Below are 19,169 nucleotides of genomic sequence, written 5' to 3' on the forward strand. Positions count from 1 at the left end.
CAATCGCAAGACTATGACCTCCTTCACAAAAAACACGCAATAGGTTGATCGGCGGGGCAATTCTCAACGATATGTAGGCTATTTCTGTAGCCCAACCTCCCGTTTCCGCCATTCACCCCCCATCTACAGCCCGACACGTCCCACAATCCAATCGCGCATTCCCACCCTGCGCGGGATAATACGGCCGTGCTTGAGGTCACAAGCTTTTCCCTCGTTGGTATTGGCGTCTCAGAAGGATCGAACGCAATGACAGATTGGCTCCAGAGCTATGGAGAAATGGCCGAACGGATTCGCCGCCATCCGTGGGAAGGCACGCCGCTCGGGCCACCTTCGCAGTGGCCCGATGTGTTGAAGACCACCGTGGCGCTGAGCCTCGCCTCGCATTTTCCCCAGGCCATCGTATGGGGGCCGGACCTGATCACGTTGTACAACGATGCGTTCCTGCCGATCCTCGGCAACAAGCCCGAGGCGCTGGGCCGGCGGTTTGATGAGGTGTGGCGGGAAGTCTGGAGCGATATCGAGCCGATTGCGCGCGCGGCCTTTGAGGGGCAAGCGACTTATATAGAGAACTTCCCCCTGGTCATCGAGCGCGGTGGCGGTCCTGAGCAGGCTTATTTCACTTTCTGCTACAGCCCGATTCGTGATCAGTTCGGCAAGGTCGTGGGCATGTTGGATACGGTCACCGAGACCACCTCGACGGTGTTCATGACCCAGCGCCTGGCCGTGCTCGATGCCATCGGCACCGCCGTGGCGAACGCCACCGACCCGCAGAGCATCATGGCGACCACCACGCGGATTCTGGCGGCGCACTTGAACCTGTCCAATTGTGCCTACGCGGACATGGATGAGGACGAAGACGGTTTTACCATTCGTGGCGATTGGGCCAGGGCGGGCTCGCCCCATATCCTCGGGCATTATCGGCTGGCTGATTTCGGTCGTCTGGCCGTCGCCAAGCTGAGGGCCGGCAAGCCGTTGGTGATCAACGATAACCTCAAGGAACTGGCGCCGGAGGAAGCGGCGACGTTCCAGGCCATTGGCATCGCGGCCACCATCTGCGTGCCGTTGATCAAGGGCGGACGCTTGACCGCGCTAATGGCCATTCACGATAAAACGCCACGGGTCTGGTCATCCAACGACCTGGCGCTGTTGGTGGAGGTCACGGAGCGGTCTTGGGCCCACATTGAGCGCGCCCGTGCCGACGCTGCCGTGCGCGAAGGCCTGGCGGCCCTGGCCGAATTGAACGCGACGCTGGAAGAGCGGGTCGAGGAACGCACCGCACGCTTGAAACAGACCGAAGCGGCACTGCGCCAGTCGCAAAAACTCGAAGCCATCGGCCAGCTCACCGGTGGCGTGGCCCACGACTTCAACAACCTTCTGACCATCATTCGCTCTTCGGTGGACTTCCTGCGCATGCCCAACCTGTCGCAAGAGCGCCGACAGCGCTACATGACCGCGGTGTCCGAAACGGTGGAGCGCGCCTCCAAATTGACCAGCCAGTTGCTTGCATTTGCCCGGCGCCAGCCGTTGAAGCCGCAAGTCATCGATGTGGGCAAGCAAGTGCAGAGCCTGGGGGACATGCTGCAAACCGTGACCGGGGCGCGGATCCAGGTCAGCGTCGAGTTGTGTGATCGGCCCTGTTACATCCGGGCGGACTTGAGCCAGTTCGAGACGGCGCTGATCAACATGGCCCTCAATGCCCGGGATGCGATGAATGGCCAGGGCACGCTGTGGCTTCGGGTCAGTTGCGGCGGTGGCATGCCACCGATCCGTGGTCATGCCGGGGCCGGGCAATCCTTTGCCGCCATTGCTCTGGCGGACACCGGTACTGGCATTGCCCCGCAAGTGCTCGAGCACATCTTCGAGCCCTTCTTCACCACCAAGGAAGTGGGCAAGGGCACGGGGCTGGGCTTGTCCCAGGTGTTCGGCTTTGCCAAGCAGTCCGGTGGCAACGTCGATGTTTGCACCGTGGTGGGGGAAGGGACGGTGTTCACGTTGTACCTTCCAGAGGTCGCCCCCGAAACCCACCACGAGCCTGTCAGGGACGAACCCACGCACGTGGTGCTGGAAAAGGGCAAGCGTCGGGTGCTGATTGTGGAAGACAACCTGGAGGTAGGGCGTTTTGCCAACCAGATCCTCCAGGACCTGGGCTACGAGACCGCCTGGGCGACCAACGCCGAAGAAGCGCTGGAGATGGTCGGTCCGGATGCGATGGCATTCGACGCGATATTTTCTGACGTGGTGATGCCGGGCATCAGCGGTATTGCCCTGGCCAGGGAGCTGCGCCAGCGTCGTCCGGATCTGCCCGTGGTACTCACTTCCGGTTATAGCGAAGAGTTGGCCCACAGTGGGCATGAGGGCTTTGAGTTCCTCGCCAAACCCTATTCGGCCGATCAGGTTTCCCGGGTTTTAAACCGGACGATATTGGGGGCTGAATGAGTGTTTCCGTTTTGAAACAGTGAGTTCCATTCGTCGGCCCAGGGCTTTGTTGAATCAACAGTCTGTTGATGACCGACTAGTCTCACTATCGTGAAGGTCGATATTTTCAGGCAACCGGTTGTTGCCGATATGGGCCTCGATGAAAAGGGGAAAGGCAATGGGAACACCGTACAGCGAGGAGAACACCGCCGCGTATCCGATCAATGAAGGGTTGCAGTGTGGTCAGTCGACCTATCATGCGGATTTTGGTGACGAGCCGATCAAGTCCATCAGGACGAAGGTGGCTAAAGTACAACGAGGGGAGAAGGCCAAGTTCCTGCCCAGGGTTCCGGTCAAGAAGTGACGGGGATCGTGGTAGGGGAGCTTGCTCCCACCGGGCTGCATGGCAGCCCTTTTTTTCGTTCCCAGGTTCCCGCGTGGGAATGCCGCCAGGGACGCTCGGCGTTCCGATCAGAATCTTTTCTCAAGTAGCGTTTCCTTTCACGTTTCTTTCACAAGCAGGTACGTACTCTGAGCTCATCCGTTAGAAAGCAGTACCTGCCCGTTTCCCCAGCGGGCTTTTTTTTGCCTGTCATAAAATAAATCGCCGTTTCGTTGTCCAACCGTCATGGCTGACGCTGTTTGGCGTAAACTCGCGCCCGCGTGCACCGGCCATTTCTCCCCGATGCGGCATTCTTGAGGTTTCTATCATGCGTTTGACTTTGTCCACCTTGGTACTGGGGTTAGTGGTTGCCCAGGGCGCGATGGCTGCCGGCGACGGTACCGCCGCGGTCGGCGGTGGTCTGGGCGGTGTGTTAGGCAACGTAGTCGGCCAGCAGATGGGCGGCAGCACCGGTGCCGCGATTGGCGCGGGCGTCGGCGGCGCAGCCGGCAGCGCCGTGGGCGCGCGCAAGGGCAGCCGCACCGAAGCCGCCATCGGCGGTGGCCTGGGCTCGGCCGGTGGCTCGATCGTCGGTAACCGCCTGGGCGGCTCCACCGGCTCCACCATCGGTGCTGGCGTCGGCGGCGCGGCCGGCGGCGCGTTGGGCAGCAACCTGTCCAATGACAACGACGGTCACTCCGGTGGCAAGAAGCACAAGCATAAGCACAAGAGAAATCATCGTTAAGCGGATGCTTGGATGAAAAGCCCCGGCCTTGTGTCGTAATGCTGTTCATCTAGAAAAAACGGCGCTTCTTTCAGAAATGGGAAGCGCCGTTTTTTGTGGGGCTTCTTTTGACTGACGGGGCGTCGAAATCATGAGCCCAAAGCAAGGGCAACAGACAGCTCCAGCCGCTGTGCAACAGCACCACTGCCATCGCGAGCAGGCTCGCTCCCACTCAGTTTTTTGATCGTTTATAAAATCAGTGTCCGCCGCCGATCCCTGTGGGAGCTGAGCTTGCTCGCGATAGCGGTGGGTCTGCTTGCATCAATGTTGAATGTACCGCCGCCTTCGCGAGCAGGCTCGCTCCCACAGTTGGATTGGGTACACCCGCAAGAGCAGGTCGGCTATAAAACCGCCTCGCGAGCAAGCTTTGCTCCCACAGGTCCAGCTCAAACAAGATCTGATGGGTGTACACCCCCCGCAAGAGCCAGGTCGGCTCTCAGGCCGCCTCGTGGTGGGGCAGAAGCGCTTTGGTTACTCTCGACTGGGCCGGCTTCCGGGCTTTTCGAAAGTGACCCGCCGTCAGGGCGGAACCATAAGCAGCCGTTACCGAAGAAACGGATATACACCCCCCTAAAACACCCCCAAAAAACGACAGATCAAATCCCCCGGAACGATTGCCGCCCCCCCACCTCAAATTCATACATCCATCAGCAATCGCGAGGTGTGCCATGACGCCTGAAACCGAAGGCAAGGAAGAAAAAGGCCCGACGGGCGTTCCCTTCATCAATGATCCGGGCCCCAACGACCCGGGCAATGAAGACCCCGGTTCCTTGATGGACGACGCCCAAGTGCCCTTGCTAGACGATGAAGACGCTGAACTTGAGGACGAATCCTACAAGTGAAGGCGCTCAAACGGATCGCCCGCGTTCTTTAAGCTTTAGCCGCAGGACAGGTGCGTGCACCTGCCAGGAGGTTGTATGACTGCCGATTCCCCCGTCCCCGATGACGAAGAAACCCCTGAATACCCACTGCCATCGCCCACTAACCCGCTGAGCCGCGACCAGCGTCCACCGGATGACGATTCGGGAGTGGAGCAGGTGCCCAGCGAGGATGAGGACGTCGAGGCGACCCCGGATGATCCGGACATCGCCGGTGACGATGCCTCCGGCACGCCGAGCTGATTGTCAGTTCCGCCTGTCGATCCAGTGGCACCATCGGCCCGCCACGCCTGCCAGACATCAGGTAAGGACCTTGAAAAGGAGACTCACCATGATGAAGTCCAACATGACAGTGCTGACACTCGCCGGGATTCTTTCCGTCAGTTCATTGACCGCTTTCGCACAATCTTCGAGCAGTACGCCGCCTGTGGACAAGGGCGGGATGCCGCCTTCCTCGGAAATGGAAGCCGGCTCCAAATCCGGTGCCAGTGGCAACGCCTTGCCTCCGGGCACCGTGGGGGGCGGCAACGGCGGCGATGCCAGCGGCAGCAGCACCAGCCCCGGCACGGGCAGCGGTTCGATGAGTGGCGGCAGTACGATGGGCGGTGCCGACGCCGGCGGCGGGACCAACGGCGGAACCGGTACCAGCGACAGCGGTGGCAGCTCGGGCGGCAGTGGCTCGGGATCGGGCGGCTCCGGTAGCTAGGGTCAATAACCGCTGCGCCGTCATCCAACACCCATCCGTTTTTGTGGCGAGGGAGCTTGCTCGCGCTGGGTTGCGAAGCGACCCCAAGATCCAACGGCCGCTACGCAGCCGAGCGGGAGCAAGCTCCCTCGCCACGGACCCCATTCACCGATTTCCCATTGCCGGTTCCAAGCACCCTTCGTTATCCTGCTGAATCCTTTAAGGCGAACACGCTGCCCTGGCCGCACCTGAGCCATCCCTGGAATGTTGTGTTGATAACGGATCAGATGCGATGAATGCACCGCTGAAAGAGTTTGGCCCGATCAAGGCTGTGATTTTCGACATGGATGGGCTGTTGCTGGACACCGAGGGTATCTACACCGAGGTCACCTCCATCATCGCCGAACGCTATGGGCGCACCTTCGATTGGAGCGTCAAGCAGAACATCATCGGCCGCGGGGCCACGGACCTGGCCAATTACGTCGTCCAGGCGCTGGAGTTGCCGATCACTCCCCAGGAGTTTTTGGTCATTCGCGAGCCCTTGATGCGCGAGCGTTTTCCTCACGCTCTGGGAATGCCCGGCGCCGAGGAACTGGTGCGCCATCTCAAAGCCCACAACATTCCGATTGCGGTGGGTACCAGTTCGTCGAGTCCTACGTTCGCGCTGAAAACCACGCTGCACCGGGACTGGTTCGCGCTGTTCGACTGCATTGTGACGGCGGACGACCCTGAGGTCGGTGCGGCGAAACCGGCGCCGGATATCTTCCTCACCGCTGCCCGACGCCTGGGTGTAGCGCCGCGCGACTGCCTGGTGTTCGAGGATTCGCCGTTCGGTGTGACCGCCGCCAAGGCCGCCGGCATGACCGCCATTGCCATTCCGGATTCGGCCATGGCGGACGAAAAATACGCCCACGCCGATGGGATCATCCGCTCCTTGAAGATGTTCCAGCCAAGCCTTTGCGGTTTGCCGGAATTGGAGTGGGCCTGAGATAGGAAAGGGCTGCTGCGCAGCCCAGCGGGAGCAAGCTCCCTCGCCACATGGTTAGCCCGGATCAGGCGCCGAAACCACCGTCGATGGTCAGGCTGGCACCGGTGATGTAGCCGGCTTCCGGCCCTGCCAGGTAAGCGACGAAGCTGGCGATTTCATCGACGTTGCCATAGCGCCCGATGGCCATCAGCGACATCAGGCTGGAGGCGAAGTCGCTGTCGGCCGGGTTCATGTCAGTGTCCACCGGGCCGGGCTGCACGTTGTTGACGGTGATGCCGCGCGGGCCGAGGTCACGGGCCAGGCCTTTGGTCAGGCCCACCAGCGCGGATTTGCTCATGGCGTACGTAGCGCCGCCGGCGAAGGGCATGCGGTCGGCGTTGGTGCTGCCGATGTTGATGACCCGGCCACCTTCGCCCATGTGCCGCGCTGCCGCTTGGGTGGCGACGAACACGCTGCGCACGTTGACGGCCAGGGTCTGGTCGAAATCTTCGAGTTTGAATTCATCCAGCGGCGCCATGGCTAGCACGCCCGCATTGTTGACCAGGATGTCCAACCGGCCAAAAGCCTCGACGGTGGCGGCGACGGCGTTACGGACGGCCTCGGCGTCGGCGCTGTCGGCCTTGATCGCCAGGGCCTTGCCGCCGGCTGCGGTGATGCTGTTCTGCAGTTCTTCAGACTTGGCGCCAGAGCTGACGTAGGTGAAGGCCACGGCGGCGCCTTCTGCTGCAAGGCGTTTGACGATGGCGGCGCCGATGCCGCGAGAACCGCCTTGGATCAAGGCGACTTTGCCGTTCAGTGCTTGGTTACTCATGATGTTCTCCAAAAAGTGCCGGGGCGAGATGCCGCGGTGATGGAGCGAGTATCAAGAAGGCGTCGTGGGCTGTGTAGACCTACATTGCTATAGTCTGTCTAAACCAAAAGTTTAGAGTGTGGCGCATGGAGACCTTTAACAGTATCGAATGCTTTGTGCGTAGCGCGGAAGTCGGCAGCTTTGCCGAAGCGGCGCGACGCTTGAGCGTGACCCCCGCAGCGGTGGGTAAAAGCGTTGCCAAGCTGGAGGCGCGCATGGGCGTACGCCTGTTCCAGCGCAGCACCCGCAGCCTGAGGCTGACCGAAGCCGGTCAGTTGTTCCTGAGGGAAGTCGGCAGCAGCTTCAACACCATCCAGAACGCCGTCGCCAACCTGGCCAGCGCCGGAGGGCAACCGGCGGGGACGCTGAAGGTGAGCATGGGCACGGCGTTCGGTCGATTGTATGTCGTGCCCTTGCTGGGAGAGTTTCTGCGGCGCTACCCGGCGATCAACCCGGACTGGCATTTCGATAACCGCCAGGTGGACCTGATCGGCCAGGGCTTCGATGCCGCCATCGGCGGCGGTTTCGAACTGCCCCAGGGCGTGGTGGCGCGCAAGTTGACGGTGGCCCATCGGGTGCTGGTTGCATCCACGGACTATCTGCAAAGCCATGCCGCCGTGACAGAACCGGAAGATCTGTCACAACACCAAGGCATCCTGATTCGTTCGCCCCAGACCGGGCGCGTCCGTTCCTGGCAACTGACCAGCCGCAGTCGAGAACACAGGCCACTGACGCTCAAGACGCGCATGACCATGAGCGATTCGGAAGCCGACTGCGCGGCGGCCGCCCAAGGCTTGGGCATCGGTCTGGTGAGCATGCCGATCGCCGTTCCCTTCCTGGAGTCCGGCGCGTTGCAGCGAGTGCTGCCGGACTGGTATGTCGATGATGGCAACATCTCCATCTACTACGCCGAGCACAAACTCTTGCCGGGCAAGACCCGGGCGTTCGTGGATTTCATCATCGAGCAGTTTGCCGCACAGGGGCTGGCGCAGCGGTTCAGTGCGGTCTGAGCTGGGCTTGGGACCGAGTTGGCCCCAATCGCGAGCAGGCTCGCTCCCACAGAGTTGGATGTGTTCACAGACTTCTGATCACCACCCATCACCTGTGGGAGCGAGCTTGCTCGCGATTCGGGGCGCCTCGGCCCAAGGCTATGAACTCACCGCCCAAATCGCCCCGGCCAGCCAATGATGGTCTTGGGCCGAGGTGTCGCATAGGTGCGCACTTTCGACGTCGACAACCCCAGCCGCACCAGCGATTCGGCAATGGTCACCGCCGCGGTCACCCCATCGACCACCGGCACCCCGGTGCGCCGGCGGATCTGCTCATCGAGCCCGGCCATGCCGCCGCAGCCCAGGCAGATCACCTCGGCCTTGTCCTGGCTGACCGCCAGTTCGGCCTGCTGCACGATGGCTTCGACCGCCCGCTGCGGGTCTTGCTCCAGTTCCAGCACCGCCAGGCCGCTGGCCCGTACCGAGGCGCAGCGGTCGAACAGGCCGGAAAGCTTGAGCCGATCCTCGATCAGCGGCACGGTGCGGTCCAGGGTCGTGACCACCGAATAGGCATGACCGAGGAACATCGCGGTGCTGGCGCCGGCATCGGTGATGTCCACCACCGGCACGTTGAGCAGTTCCTGCAGGCCTTCACGGCCATGCTCGCCGTAGCCGGCCTGGATCACCGCGTCGAACGGCTGGTCGTAGGACATCACCCGGTCCATCACCGCGATGGCCGCCAGGTAACTTTCAAAATTGCCCTCGATGGAATCGGCACCGAAGTACGGCGTGAGCCCGACGATCTCGGTGCCCGGCGCGGCGACGGCCTGAGCCTGCCGGGCGATGGCTTGGGTGATGGATTCGGTGGTGTTGACGTTGACCACGAGAATTCGCATGAGCTGTCCTCCTTGATGTAGAAAAATAAGCGACCCGAACCTGGCGAGCCGCTGGGGCCAATTAATGACTGACGTTATCCACCGCGATGGCTTCGCCGCTGACATCTTCGTAATACGGTTGGCGTTTGGCGATGATCAGGTACAGCAACCCTGCAATCGAAGCGCCAATCAGCCAGGAAAACGGTGAAACGGCGTCAAAACCTGGCACCAGGGCCAGGACAATCGCGATCAGCGCGGCCGGAATGAACGCCGCCACCGCACGCAGGTTGACCCCATTGCTGTAGAAGTACGCACCGTTGGGGTCTTCGCTATACAGTTGCGGCACGTTGATGCGGCCTTTTCGCAGCAGCCAGTAGTCGACCATGATTACCCCGTACAGCGGCCCGAGCAGGGCGCCGAGGCCGGACAGGAAATACACGATCACCAGTGGGCTGTTGTAGAGGTTCCACGGCAGGATCAGCACGGCAATGGCGGCGCTGATCAGCCCGGCGCGGCGGAAGTTCAGGTACTTGGGCGCCAGGTTGCTGAGCACGAAGGCCGGGGCGACGAAGTTGGCCATGATGTTCACTGCCACGGTGACGATCAGGAAGGCCAGGCAGCCCAACACGAGGAAGAAGGTATTGGGGATTGAAGCGATCACCTGGGTCGGGCTTTCGATGATCTGCCCATTGATCTGGAATTGCGCACCGCAGAGCAGGATGGTGATCCCGGCGAACACCAGGATATTTACCGGCAGGCCCCAGAAATTTCCGACGACGATGGTCCGACGGCACGGCGAGGAGCGGGCGAAGTCGCAGAAATTGAGAATCAAGGTGCCGTAGATCGACAGCCACAGCGCGCCGCCGGCAAAGATGTTGCGCCACATTTCACCACCGGTCAGCGGTTCGCGGATCGACCAGGCAATGGTGGCGCCGGCCTGGGTGTACATCCAGCCGGCCAGGGCCGCGACGGTCACCAGTATCACTGGGCCGGCAAAGCCTTCGTAGCGGCGCACTGTTTCCATGCCGTAGGCCAGGATCACCAGTTGCACGAACCAGATCGCCACGAAACACACCCAGCCCAGGCTCGACAGGCCGAGGATCGAGTCGTGGTCATAGTCGGCGAAGCCGGGATGGATCGCCACCAGCAAGACGCGAAAAACCACCGACGCCAGGTAGGTCTGGATGCCGAACCAGGCAATCGCAATCACAGCCCTGATCAACGCCGGGATCTGCGCCCCGTGGATGCCGAAACTGATCCGGCTGATCACCGGAAACGGCACCCCGGTTTTCTGCCCCATGTAGCCGGACAGGTTCATGAAGCCGTACACCAGCGCCGCGCCGATCCCCAGGGACAACAAGATCTGCCAGCCGCCCAGGCCCAGGGCATAGAGGCCAATGGCGAAGGAATAGTTGGCGATGTTGTGCACGTCGTTGGTCCACAGGGCAAAGATGCTGTAGCGACCCCAGCGTCGACCTTCGGCCTTGGTCGGCGCCAGGTCTTTGTTGTGCAGCCGCGGGCTCAGGGCCAGGGGCGCTGCGGTGTGGTCATCGAGGGCAGTGGTGGAGGAGGGCAGATCCAGCGCGATGTTATTGGAGAGACTTGTACGCATTCCGGCAGGCTCCTGATTCTCGGCGCCGCGATGACTGTGCATGAGCTTGAGGCTCGACAAATCTTCGTCGCGGCGGGTGAGCATCATTGGTTACGGGGCATCTGCAGCCTGTACGGGATAGGGCGCTTCAGGCTTGCGGATCTAAAGTGTGTGTATATTTTATAAATGTTGTATACAAAACACTTGTCGACTAAAGCCAAATTTATGCCACTTACGGATCTATCGTCCGTAGCGCTAATTTCGTTTTGTTATTGAGTCTGAATAACTAACTGAAATACCGTGATTTAAAACTGACCGTTTAAACAGGTATTTATTTTTTGGCGAACGCCAGTAGGGTTGGATGGGCAGGCGAGGCGGGAAGGTGTGTGTAACCTTTCGGGGCATAAACGATATAAGTGCACACAAGAATGCCACTTGTAGTGACATTTTTGTGTACAGGGTGAGAGGCTCAGACGGTCTTGGATTTGGCGATGATGTTCCCGGCATGCAGCCCGCATTCTTTCTGCGTGGCTTCTTCCCACCACCAGCGGCCTTCGCGCTCGTGCTGGTTTGGCAGCACCGGGCGGGTGCAGGGCTCGCAGCCGATGCTGATGAAGCCGCGTTCATGCAGGCTGTTGTAAGGCAGCTCCAGCATGCGGATGTAGCCCCAGACTTCTTCGCTGGTCATCTGCGACAGCGGGTTGAACTTGTACAGGGTGCGCTCGGGGGTGGAGAACGCCGTGTCGATTTCCAACACCGCCACCTGGCTGCGGGTGCCGGGGCTCTGGTCGCGGCGCTGGCCGGTGGCCCAGGCACGGACATCGGTCAGTTTGCGTCGCAACGGTTCGATCTTGCGGATGCCGCAGCACTCGCCATGACCATCCTTGTAGAAGCTGAACAGGCCTTTTTCCTTCACGAAGGGTTCAAGTTTCGTGTAGTCCGGCGAGACCAGTTCGATGTCGATCTTGTAGTGCTCGCGTACCTGATCGATGAAACGATAGGTTTCCGGGTGCAGGCGGCCGGTGTCGAGGCTGAACACCTTGACGTTCTTGTTCAGTTTCCAGGCCATGTCCACCAGCACCACGTCTTCGGCGCCGCTGAAAGATATCCACAGCTCGTCGCCGAATTCGGCGAAGGCCAGCTTGAGGATGTCCTGCGGGGACTTGTTGGCATAGGTCGTGGCGAGTTCCACGACATCAAACGATGGGCTCATCAGGGCGGTTTCCTACAGGTCGGTGGCGCTGGGCGCTCTATATGGGGCTGATGGTAACAAAAGCTGTCGGGGCTGGCGCGTTCCTCTGCGTTGCGCGGACTTCGGCGAATGGCTAGAGTCGGCAGGCCTTTTGTTCGCTCAACCGATAAACATCAAAAAAAGTGGGAGTGTCTTGTGGAAATTGCCTGTCTCGACCTGGAAGGTGTGCTGGTCCCGGAGATCTGGATCGCCTTCGCCGAAAAAACCGGTATTGAGTCCCTCAGGGCGACCACTCGGGACATTCCCGACTATGACGTGCTGATGAAGCAACGCTTGCGTATCCTCGATGAGCACGGCCTCAAGCTCTCCGACATCCAGGAAGTCATCGCCACCCTCAAGCCGCTGGACGGCGCCATCGAATTCGTCGACTGGCTGCGCGAACGCTTTCAGGTGGTGATTCTTTCCGACACGTTCTACGAATTTTCCCAGCCGTTGATGCGCCAGTTGGGCTTCCCGACATTGCTCTGCCATCGGCTGATTACCGATGACAGTGGGCGGGTGACCGGTTATCAACTGCGTCAGAAAGATCCCAAGCGCCAGTCGGTTCTGGCTTTCAAGAGCCTGTACTACCGGGTGATTGCGGCGGGGGATTCCTACAACGACACCACGATGCTGGGTGAAGCCGACGCCGGGATTCTGTTCCATGCGCCAGAGAATGTGATCCGTGAGTTCCCGCAGTTCCCGGCGGTGCACAGCTTTGCCGAATTGAAGCAGGAATTCCTCAAGGCTTCGAACCGCAGCCTCAGTCTGTAAACCCAATCCCCTGTGGGAGCGGGCTTGCTCGCGAAGGCGGTGGTCCAGCCGGCATTGATGTTGACTGACACACTGTCATCGCGGGCAAGCCTTGCTCCCACAGACTGGCGCTATACCCCCTGTGGGAGCGGGCTTGCTCGCGAAGGCGGTGGTCCAGCCGGCATTGATGTCGACTGACACACTGTCATCGCGGGCAAGCCTTGCTCCCACAGACTGGCGCTATACCCCCTGTGGGAGCAAGGCTTGCCCGCGATGCTTTTAGAGGTTCTGCAAGGTCTCAAGCAACACCCGAACCTTGGTAATCGACTCCTGATATTCGGCCTGCCAATCCGAGTCTGCGACAATCCCGCCACCGCCCCAGCAACACACCTGTCCATCCTTGACCAGCAAACTGCGGATAGCGATGGAGCTGTCCATTTCCCCGCGTACGTCCAGGTACAGCAACGAGCCGCAATACAGTCCGCGACGGGTCGGTTCGAGCTCGTCGATGATCTGCATGGCACGGATTTTCGGCGCGCCGGTGATCGAGCCACCGGGGAAGCTGCCGGCGATCAGGTCCAGGGCGTCCTTATCCACAGCCAGTTCGCCGGTCACGCTGCTGACCAGGTGATGCACGTTCGGGTAGCTTTCCAGGCTGAATAACTCCGGCACCCGCACCGAGCCGATGCGGCAGGTGCGGCCCAGGTCGTTGCGCAGCAGGTCGACGATCATCAGGTTTTCCGCCCGGTCCTTGGGGCTGGCCAGCAGCTCGGCGGCGTGGGCCGCGTCTTCCGCGGGCGTTGTGCCGCGGGGCCGGGTGCCTTTGATCGGTCGGGTTTCCACCTGGCCTTCGCTGATCTTGACGAAGCGTTCGGGGGACAGGCTCAGCACCGCGCCGCCATCGGGTAGGCTCTGGAAGCCGGAAAACGGCGTCGGGCAAGCTGCGCGCAGCGCCTGGTAGGCGGCCCAGGCATCACCCTGGCAGGGCGCGCGAAAGCGCTGGGCAAAGTTGACCTGGTAGCAGTCGCCGGCCTGGATATACGCCTGGATCCGTTCGAACGCCTGTCGATAGGCCTCGGCGCTGAGGTCGGGCGTCATCGGGCCTTGAAGATTGAAGACGTCAGCGCACGCCGTTGTCGGCTGGCTGAACAGCGCGATCAGGCGCTGACGCTCGCCTTCGCCACAATGGGGGTGGAAGACCAATTGGCTGGTACCGGCCTGGTGATCGCTGACCAGCGCCCAGTCGTACACACCGAAACGCGCATCGGGCAGTTGCAGGTCGTCCTTGGCGTGGGACGGCAGGGCTTCGAGGTGTCGGCCGAAGTCGTAGCTCAAGTAGCCGATCAGGCCGCCGGCGAAGGGCAATTGCACCGTGGTCGGTAGTACCGCGTCGCCCAGTTGCGTCAGCTGAATGCGCAGGCGTTGCAGGAAATCGCTACCGCTCTCGTCGGGCAACACTGCCAGTTGCTCCAGCGGCCAGGCACTGAGCAGGTCGTAACGTCCGCGCTCGGCACTCGGCCGGCCGCTGTCGAGCATGACGCTGCCAGGAGCGTGACGGATCGCCGCGAAATACTCGGCGGGGTTGGCGCGGTAGGGCAGCGGGTGTACGGAGCAGGTTGGCATGGGCGGGGCGGGTCGGCCGTTCAGGCGGGGTGGCGATTGTAATCCCTCTGTAGGATTTGCTCCTAGAGGGATGTCGGAGATGGGTAAGTATGGGGCCATCAAAAGTATTGGAGTGTGAACACCCTGTGGCAAGGGGACTTATCCCCTTGCCACAGGAGACTTCAACCCTCAATCGGCGGAATATGCCCAAACAATGCCTGGGCGAACGCTACGCGTTCTTCCACGGTTTCCTCGACACCCCGGGCCTTGAGTTCTTCCAGGTGCGCTTCCACCGCATGGGTGCGCAGAGTCAGGCCGCAGTCGTTGGCGATCTGGATGTTCAGGCCGGGGCGAGCGTTCAGTTCCAGGATCAACGGACCTTTTTCCTGGTCCAGCACCATGTCCACGCCGATGTAGCCCAGCCCGCACAGTTCATAGCAACCGGCGGCCAGTTTCATGAAACCGTCCCAGTAGGGCAGTTGCACGCCGTCCACCGCGTTGGTGGTGTCGGGGTGTTTGGTGATGATGTTGTTCAGCCAGGTACCGCGCAGGGTCAGGCCGGTGGCGAGGTCGACGCCCACGCCGATGGCGCCTTGGTGCAGGTTGGCCTTGCCGCCGGACTGACGGGTCGGCAAGCGCAGCATGGCCATCACCGGATAGCCCATCAGCACGATGATGCGGATGTCCGGCACGCCTTCGTAGCTGATGCTCTTGAAGATCTGGTCCGGCGTCACGCGGTACTCGATCAGCGCCCGGTCTCGGTGCCCGCCCAAGGAGTACAGGCCGGTGAGGATACTGGAGACATGGTGCTCGATTTCCTCATGGCTGATGATCTTGCCGGACACCGTGCGATAGCGGCCTTCGAAGCGGTCGGCGATGACGATGATGCCGTCGCCACCAGCGCCCTGGGCCGGCTTGATCACGAAGTCGGTGCGCCCGCCGATGATCTCGTCGAGCTTGTCGATTTCCTTCTCGGTGGAGATCACCCCGTACAGCTCCGGCACATGAATGCCGGCGGCGATGGCCCGTTCCTTGGTGATGATCTTGTCATCGACGATGGGGTACAGGCTGCGCTTGTTGTACTTGAGCACGTAGTCGGCATTACGCCGGTTGATGCCCATAATGCCCCGGGCTTCCAGGGCCTTCCAGGTCTTCCAGAAACCGAACATCAGGAGTCTGCCTTGAGGAAGGCCTTGAACCGGACCAGCTCGGTCAGGCGGTAGCCGCGATAACGCCCCATGGCCAGCATGAAGCCCACCAGGATCAACAGGACCGCCGGGAAGGTGAACACGAAGTACACCAGCTCCGGCACGCTCATGATCAGGTGCGCCAGGGACGCGGCGAACAAGGTGCCGATGGCGACTTTCATCGCGTGGCCGGCGCCGCGCTCTTCCCAGGTGATGGACAGGCGCTCGATGGTCATGGTCAGGATCACCATAGGGAACAGCGCCACCGACAGGCCGCGCTCCAGGCCCAGCTTATGACTGAACAGGCTGATGGCGGCGATCAGCACCACCACGAACGTCAGCACCACCGAGAGCCTTGGCAGCATTTGCAGCTTGAGGTGCTCCAGGTACGAACGCAGCGACAGGCCCAGCGTGGTGATCACCGTGAACAGGATGATCCCGAAGCCCAGTTGAGTTTCGCGGAAGGCCAGGGCGATCAGTACCGGAGTAAAGGTGCCCAGGGTTTGCAGGCCGATCAGGTTGCGCAATATCAGAATCACCAGCACGCCGATCGGGATCATCACCATGATCATGAACGTCTGCTGGGTTTGCAGCGGCAGACCGTACAGCGAGTATTCGAGAAAGTTGGCGTCGGTGTTCTCGTCCGTCAGCTTGGCCAGGCGAATGGCGTTCATTTCGCTGTTGTTCATGCTGAAGGTGACGGTGGCTTTCTTGCCGCCATCGACGGTGATCAGGTTTTCATCGCCGGTCCACCACAACAGGCGGTCGGTGGGCAGGCCCTGTTCGCCGGAGTCCGGGTTGAAATACAGCCAGTCGGTGCCGTTGAAACTGCGCAGCCACAGTTCCGGTGCCTGCGGTTGGTCGGCCACCAGGCGAATGGTATGGACCTTTTCCACCGGCACGTGGGCGATGGACAGCACCAATTCGACGATACGGGCCTTGTTGGCCGAAGACGGATCGCCGGCCAGCAGCAGCTTGACGTTGTCGTCGTTGAGGTTGTTGACCCGCTTGATCGCTTCGCTGATGAACGTCTCGACGTCGGCCGAATGTTGGCGGATCGGTGCGAGCAGGGCTTCGGCGGCCAGTTTTTCCGGGCCTTCGACGGCGATGCTGTCGCGGAAGGTCGGGCCCTTGACCTTGGTTTTCTCGGCGCTGTAGCGCTTGGTCAGCACCAAACGGTAATAAAGGGTCTGGTTGCCCTTGGCCCGACGGGCCGACCACGTCACCTTGCGGTTACCGTCGACCCGGTTCACCGCCACACCGTAGTTATTGGAGATGAAACTCTCGTTGAGGCTGACGTAGTCGCGGCTCAGGGGCGGCACGAACATCTGGATCTTGACCGGATCCTTGGCGTTGGGCACGAACTCGACCTTGGCGTCGATGTTCCACAAGTCGTCGGTGGCGTCTTCGGTGACCGGGATGCCGAGCACGAAAATCTGATAGGCCGTCACCGACAGGCCCAGCACCACCAGGATGGCGATCAGCATTTTCAGATGGAGGGTAAGGGAGCGCATTGGAATTACTCTGCGGTTTGAGCGGCATTGGCGCAGGCGGGTTTGCCGGCAGCGTATTTAAGACTGGGGTCGACCAGCGCATCGAAGCGCTTGAGCGCCTCGGAACCGATCAGCAACGGGTATTGGAAGGCGCTACGGTCGGTCAGGTTCACTTCGATGCTGCGCAGGGCCGAGCCCATGCAGATGTCCAGTTCGATGACTGGACGGGCCGTGTACTTCTTGCCTTCTTCCGGGTCGTAGTCGCCGGCGCGACGCTTGATCTTGCTGACGCGGGCCAACGGACGTTCGATGGGGTGCGAGTGGGCCGCGTCGATGGCCAGGTAAAAGCGCACCCAGGATTCGCCATTGCGCTTGAAGCGCTTGATATCACGGGCGCTGAGGGAGGCGGTCTTGGCGCCGGTGTCGAGCTTGGCGGCGACCTCCAGGTCGATGCCTTGCAGGGCGGCGTATTCGTTGAGGCCGTACACGGTTTTTTCACCCGCCGCGGCAAGCCCCGGCAGGCACATGAAATAAAGAGCGGCAGATAAGGGCTTGAGTGTCATAGATCCTGGTGCGCAGCGTTCCGTTTATCGGTTCAGGCCCTGGCATTACTGCACAAGCTCCTTCAATAGCCTTCCCTATATAAAAGAGAGCGGCGAATAGCGGCGGCATTCTAGCACGGTGGTTTTCTGACGCCACCGCTGGCCGGACGCTACGAGTCTTCATGCAGAAGGGTTATCGCCAGGGCGCTTATTAGACGATTGTCGACAATGTTGATTTTTGTTTTGACGTTTACGCTGCTATTGGATAGTTTTTGCCTTATTGATTTTCAAGGTGTCGACAATATGCTCGATCAGCTCGAAACCCCGGTGATGGCCCAGGACGACTCGGAGACCCTGTCCGAGAACGTCTTCCGGCGTATCCAGGCCGCCATCGTCAAAGGCGAGATCGCCCCCGGCAGCAAGATCTCCGAGCCCGAGCTGGCGCGTACCTACGGCATCAGCCGCGGTCCGCTGCGCGAGGCGATCCATCGCCTGGAGGGCCAGCGCCTGCTGGTGCGCGTGCCTCACGTCGGCGCCCGGGTGGTGTCCTTGAGCCACGCCGAGCTGCTGGAACTCTATGAAATCCGTGAGTCCCTCGAAGGCATGGCCTGCCGTTTGGCGGCTGAGCGCATGACGTTGGAAGAAATCGACGAACTGCGCCGGGTCCTGGAGACCCACGAGCGCGATGCGGCGTTCCAGGCCGGTGTCGGCTATTACCAGCAGGAAGGCGATTTCGACTTTCATTACCGGATCATCCAGGGCAGCGGCAACCGCACCCTGACGCAAATGCTGTGCGGTGAGCTGTACCAACTGGTGCGTATGTACCGCATCCAGTTTTCCACCACGCCCAACCGTCCACGCCAGGCCTTTGCCGAGCACCATCGGATTCTCGATGCCATCGCCGACCGTGACGGCGAACTGGCTGAATTATTGATGCGCCGGCACATCGGCGCCTCCAAACGCAATATCGCGCGTCATTTCCAGGACAGCGCCGCCACTGAACGAGGTGAGTCATGAGTTCCAGCAAGAGCACGCCAGGCCAGCGTTTCCGCGATGCGGTCGCCAATGAGCATCCGCTGCAAGTGGTGGGCACAATCAACGCCAACCACGCGCTGCTGGCCAAACGCGCCGGTTTCAAGGCGATCTACCTGTCGGGTGGCGGCGTGGCGGCCGGTTCCCTCGGCGTGCCGGACCTGGGCATCACCGGCCTGGATGACGTGCTGACCGATGTGCGCCGTATCACCGATGTCTGCGACCTGCCGTTGCTGGTGGACGTGGACACCGGTTTCGGTTCCTCGGCGTTCAACGTGGCCCGTACGGTCAAATCGATGATCAAGTTCGGCGCGGCGGCCATCCATATCGAAGACCAGGTCGGCGCCAAGCGTTGCGGCCATCGTCCGAACAAGGAAATCGTCTCGCAGCAGGAGATGGTCGACCGCATCAAGGCCGCCGTCGATGCCCGCACCGATGACAGTTTTGTAATCATGGCGCGTACCGACGCCCTGGCCGTGGAAGGCTTGGAGTCGGCCCTGGACCGCGCCGCCGCGTGCATCGAGGCCGGTGCCGACATGATTTTCCCCGAAGCCATCACCGAGCTTGATATGTACAAGCTGTTCGCCAGCCGCGTGAAAGCGCCGATCCTGGCCAACATCACTGAATTCGGCGCGACTCCGCTGTACACCACCGAACAGCTGGCCGGTGCCGATGTGTCCCTGGTGCTGTACCCGCTGTCGGCGTTCCGCGCCATGAACAAGGCAGCCGAGAACGTCTACACCGCGATCCGCCGCGACGGCACGCAACAGAATGTCATCGACACCATGCAAACGCGCATGGAGCTTTATGATCGCATCGACTACCACACCTTCGAGCAGAAGCTCGATGCGTTGTTCGCGGCGAAGAAGTAAGGCGCGACTCCCCCAATAAA

The 19,169-nt window shown here is 61.1% G+C and carries 19 protein-coding genes; 11 read left to right on the plus strand and 8 right to left on the minus strand.

Annotation, left to right across the window (positions count from 1 at the left end; all coding sequences use genetic code 11):
* Positions 1-246: 246 nt before the first annotated feature.
* The 7 genes from DTP52_RS29490 to DTP52_RS29515 all read left to right on the plus strand — a co-directional run bounded on the left by DTP52_RS29490 (position 247) and on the right by DTP52_RS29515 (position 6,132).
* On the plus strand, positions 247-2,436 hold the full coding sequence (locus DTP52_RS29490; RefSeq protein WP_109756481.1) for a response regulator: 2,190 nt from the start codon (positions 247-249) through the stop codon (positions 2,434-2,436).
* Positions 2,437-2,593: 157 nt separating this feature from the next.
* Entirely contained in the window at positions 2,594-2,779 is a 186-nt protein-coding gene (locus DTP52_RS29495) for a hypothetical protein (RefSeq protein WP_109756482.1), read from the plus strand.
* A gap of 346 nt (positions 2,780-3,125) precedes the next feature.
* Positions 3,126-3,542 carry a glycine zipper domain-containing protein gene (locus DTP52_RS29500; RefSeq protein WP_072406201.1) on the plus strand — a complete coding sequence of 139 codons (417 nt, stop codon included), beginning with the start codon at positions 3,126-3,128 and terminating at the stop codon, positions 3,540-3,542.
* A 707-nt stretch (positions 3,543-4,249) separates the two neighbouring features.
* Positions 4,250-4,423 carry a hypothetical protein gene (locus tag DTP52_RS31255; RefSeq protein WP_162893857.1) on the plus strand — a complete coding sequence of 58 codons (174 nt, stop codon included), beginning with the start codon at positions 4,250-4,252 and terminating at the stop codon, positions 4,421-4,423.
* A 75-nt stretch (positions 4,424-4,498) separates the two neighbouring features.
* Positions 4,499-4,702 (plus strand): hypothetical protein, encoded by a 204-nt coding sequence (locus tag DTP52_RS29505; RefSeq protein WP_109756483.1) that lies wholly within the window; start codon positions 4,499-4,501, stop codon positions 4,700-4,702.
* An 88-nt stretch (positions 4,703-4,790) separates the two neighbouring features.
* Entirely contained in the window at positions 4,791-5,165 is a 375-nt protein-coding gene (locus DTP52_RS29510) for a hypothetical protein (protein ID WP_109756484.1), read from the plus strand.
* A gap of 271 nt (positions 5,166-5,436) precedes the next feature.
* A complete protein-coding gene (locus tag DTP52_RS29515; RefSeq protein ID WP_109756485.1) occupies positions 5,437-6,132 on the plus strand; it encodes an HAD-IA family hydrolase in 696 nt (231 codons plus the stop codon).
* Between the two features lie 64 nt (positions 6,133-6,196).
* Here DTP52_RS29515 and DTP52_RS29520 read toward each other — a convergent pair whose 3' ends face one another.
* Positions 6,197-6,943: a 3-oxoacyl-ACP reductase family protein gene (locus tag DTP52_RS29520; RefSeq protein ID WP_109756486.1), complete on the minus strand. Its 747-nt coding sequence runs from the start codon at positions 6,941-6,943 to the stop codon at positions 6,197-6,199.
* A 125-nt stretch (positions 6,944-7,068) separates the two neighbouring features.
* Here DTP52_RS29520 and DTP52_RS29525 point away from each other — a divergent pair, with 125 nt between their 5' ends.
* Positions 7,069-7,992 (plus strand): LysR family transcriptional regulator, encoded by a 924-nt coding sequence (locus DTP52_RS29525; RefSeq protein ID WP_109756487.1) that lies wholly within the window; start codon positions 7,069-7,071, stop codon positions 7,990-7,992.
* Between the two features lie 146 nt (positions 7,993-8,138).
* Here the strand turns inward: DTP52_RS29525 and DTP52_RS29530 are convergent, their stop codons facing one another.
* The 3 genes from DTP52_RS29530 to DTP52_RS29540 form a co-directional block, all read right to left on the minus strand.
* Positions 8,139-8,867 carry an aspartate/glutamate racemase family protein gene (locus DTP52_RS29530; RefSeq protein ID WP_109756488.1) on the minus strand — a complete coding sequence of 243 codons (729 nt, stop codon included), beginning with the start codon at positions 8,865-8,867 and terminating at the stop codon, positions 8,139-8,141.
* Positions 8,868-8,928: 61 nt separating this feature from the next.
* Positions 8,929-10,458: an NCS1 family nucleobase:cation symporter-1 gene (locus DTP52_RS29535; RefSeq protein WP_109756518.1), complete on the minus strand. Its 1,530-nt coding sequence runs from the start codon at positions 10,456-10,458 to the stop codon at positions 8,929-8,931.
* Positions 10,459-10,906: 448 nt separating this feature from the next.
* Positions 10,907-11,650, minus strand: coding sequence for a phosphoadenylyl-sulfate reductase (locus DTP52_RS29540; protein WP_013693959.1), 744 nt, complete (start codon positions 11,648-11,650; stop codon positions 10,907-10,909).
* 174 nt (positions 11,651-11,824) lie between these two features.
* Here DTP52_RS29540 and thrH point away from each other — a divergent pair, with 174 nt between their 5' ends.
* Entirely contained in the window at positions 11,825-12,442 is a 618-nt protein-coding gene (gene thrH / locus DTP52_RS29545) for a bifunctional phosphoserine phosphatase/homoserine phosphotransferase ThrH (RefSeq protein WP_109756489.1), read from the plus strand.
* A gap of 258 nt (positions 12,443-12,700) precedes the next feature.
* On the opposite strand, the gene pabB is transcribed toward thrH, so the two are convergent.
* From pabB to DTP52_RS29565, 4 genes are all read right to left on the minus strand, one after another.
* Positions 12,701-14,044: an aminodeoxychorismate synthase component I gene (gene pabB, locus DTP52_RS29550; RefSeq protein ID WP_109756490.1), complete on the minus strand. Its 1,344-nt coding sequence runs from the start codon at positions 14,042-14,044 to the stop codon at positions 12,701-12,703.
* Between the two features lie 161 nt (positions 14,045-14,205).
* Positions 14,206-15,192, minus strand: coding sequence for an alpha-L-glutamate ligase-like protein (locus DTP52_RS29555; protein WP_109756491.1), 987 nt, complete (start codon positions 15,190-15,192; stop codon positions 14,206-14,208).
* Positions 15,192-16,724 (minus strand): inactive transglutaminase family protein, encoded by a 1,533-nt coding sequence (locus tag DTP52_RS29560; RefSeq protein ID WP_109756492.1) that lies wholly within the window; start codon positions 16,722-16,724, stop codon positions 15,192-15,194. Before DTP52_RS29560 ends, DTP52_RS29555 begins: the two co-directional genes overlap by 1 nt.
* Positions 16,725-16,729: 5 nt before the next feature.
* Positions 16,730-17,266: an ATP-dependent zinc protease gene (locus tag DTP52_RS29565; protein WP_003179569.1), complete on the minus strand. Its 537-nt coding sequence runs from the start codon at positions 17,264-17,266 to the stop codon at positions 16,730-16,732.
* A 282-nt stretch (positions 17,267-17,548) separates the two neighbouring features.
* On the opposite strand from DTP52_RS29565, the gene DTP52_RS29570 reads away from it, so the two are divergent.
* Positions 17,549-18,262, plus strand: coding sequence for a GntR family transcriptional regulator (locus tag DTP52_RS29570; RefSeq protein WP_003204063.1), 714 nt, complete (start codon positions 17,549-17,551; stop codon positions 18,260-18,262).
* Positions 18,259-19,149 carry a methylisocitrate lyase gene (gene prpB / locus DTP52_RS29575; RefSeq protein WP_109756493.1) on the plus strand — a complete coding sequence of 297 codons (891 nt, stop codon included), beginning with the start codon at positions 18,259-18,261 and terminating at the stop codon, positions 19,147-19,149. Before DTP52_RS29570 ends, prpB begins: the two co-directional genes overlap by 4 nt.
* Positions 19,150-19,169 lie beyond the last annotated feature (20 nt).

Source organism: Pseudomonas sp. 43mfcvi1.1 (assembly GCF_900115935.1).
GTDB classification, from domain to species: domain Bacteria; phylum Pseudomonadota; class Gammaproteobacteria; order Pseudomonadales; family Pseudomonadaceae; genus Aquipseudomonas; species Aquipseudomonas bijieensis.

Excerpts from the sequence above, each read along its gene's own strand:
- DTP52_RS29490 (WP_109756481.1), top strand. The coding sequence starts at position 247 with ATGACAGATTGGCTCCAGAGCTATGGAGAAATGGCCGAACGGATTCGC.
- DTP52_RS29495 (WP_109756482.1), top strand. The coding sequence starts at position 2,594 with ATGGGAACACCGTACAGCGAGGAGAACACCGCCGCGTATCCGATCAAT.
- DTP52_RS29500 (WP_072406201.1), top strand. The coding sequence starts at position 3,126 with ATGCGTTTGACTTTGTCCACCTTGGTACTGGGGTTAGTGGTTGCCCAG.
- DTP52_RS31255 (WP_162893857.1), top strand. The coding sequence starts at position 4,250 with ATGACGCCTGAAACCGAAGGCAAGGAAGAAAAAGGCCCGACGGGCGTT.
- DTP52_RS29505 (WP_109756483.1), top strand. The coding sequence starts at position 4,499 with ATGACTGCCGATTCCCCCGTCCCCGATGACGAAGAAACCCCTGAATAC.
- DTP52_RS29510 (WP_109756484.1), top strand. The coding sequence starts at position 4,791 with ATGATGAAGTCCAACATGACAGTGCTGACACTCGCCGGGATTCTTTCC.
- DTP52_RS29515 (WP_109756485.1), top strand. The coding sequence starts at position 5,437 with ATGAATGCACCGCTGAAAGAGTTTGGCCCGATCAAGGCTGTGATTTTC.
- DTP52_RS29520 (WP_109756486.1), bottom strand. The coding sequence starts at position 6,943 with ATGAGTAACCAAGCACTGAACGGCAAAGTCGCCTTGATCCAAGGCGGT.
- DTP52_RS29525 (WP_109756487.1), top strand. The coding sequence starts at position 7,069 with ATGGAGACCTTTAACAGTATCGAATGCTTTGTGCGTAGCGCGGAAGTC.
- DTP52_RS29530 (WP_109756488.1), bottom strand. The coding sequence starts at position 8,867 with ATGCGAATTCTCGTGGTCAACGTCAACACCACCGAATCCATCACCCAA.
- DTP52_RS29535 (WP_109756518.1), bottom strand. The coding sequence starts at position 10,458 with ATGCGTACAAGTCTCTCCAATAACATCGCGCTGGATCTGCCCTCCTCC.
- DTP52_RS29540 (WP_013693959.1), bottom strand. The coding sequence starts at position 11,650 with ATGAGCCCATCGTTTGATGTCGTGGAACTCGCCACGACCTATGCCAAC.
- pabB (WP_109756490.1), bottom strand. The coding sequence starts at position 14,044 with ATGCCAACCTGCTCCGTACACCCGCTGCCCTACCGCGCCAACCCCGCC.
- DTP52_RS29555 (WP_109756491.1), bottom strand. The coding sequence starts at position 15,192 with ATGTTCGGTTTCTGGAAGACCTGGAAGGCCCTGGAAGCCCGGGGCATT.
- DTP52_RS29560 (WP_109756492.1), bottom strand. The coding sequence starts at position 16,724 with ATGCGCTCCCTTACCCTCCATCTGAAAATGCTGATCGCCATCCTGGTG.
- DTP52_RS29565 (WP_003179569.1), bottom strand. The coding sequence starts at position 17,266 with ATGACACTCAAGCCCTTATCTGCCGCTCTTTATTTCATGTGCCTGCCG.
- DTP52_RS29570 (WP_003204063.1), top strand. The coding sequence starts at position 17,549 with ATGCTCGATCAGCTCGAAACCCCGGTGATGGCCCAGGACGACTCGGAG.
- prpB (WP_109756493.1), top strand. The coding sequence starts at position 18,259 with ATGAGTTCCAGCAAGAGCACGCCAGGCCAGCGTTTCCGCGATGCGGTC.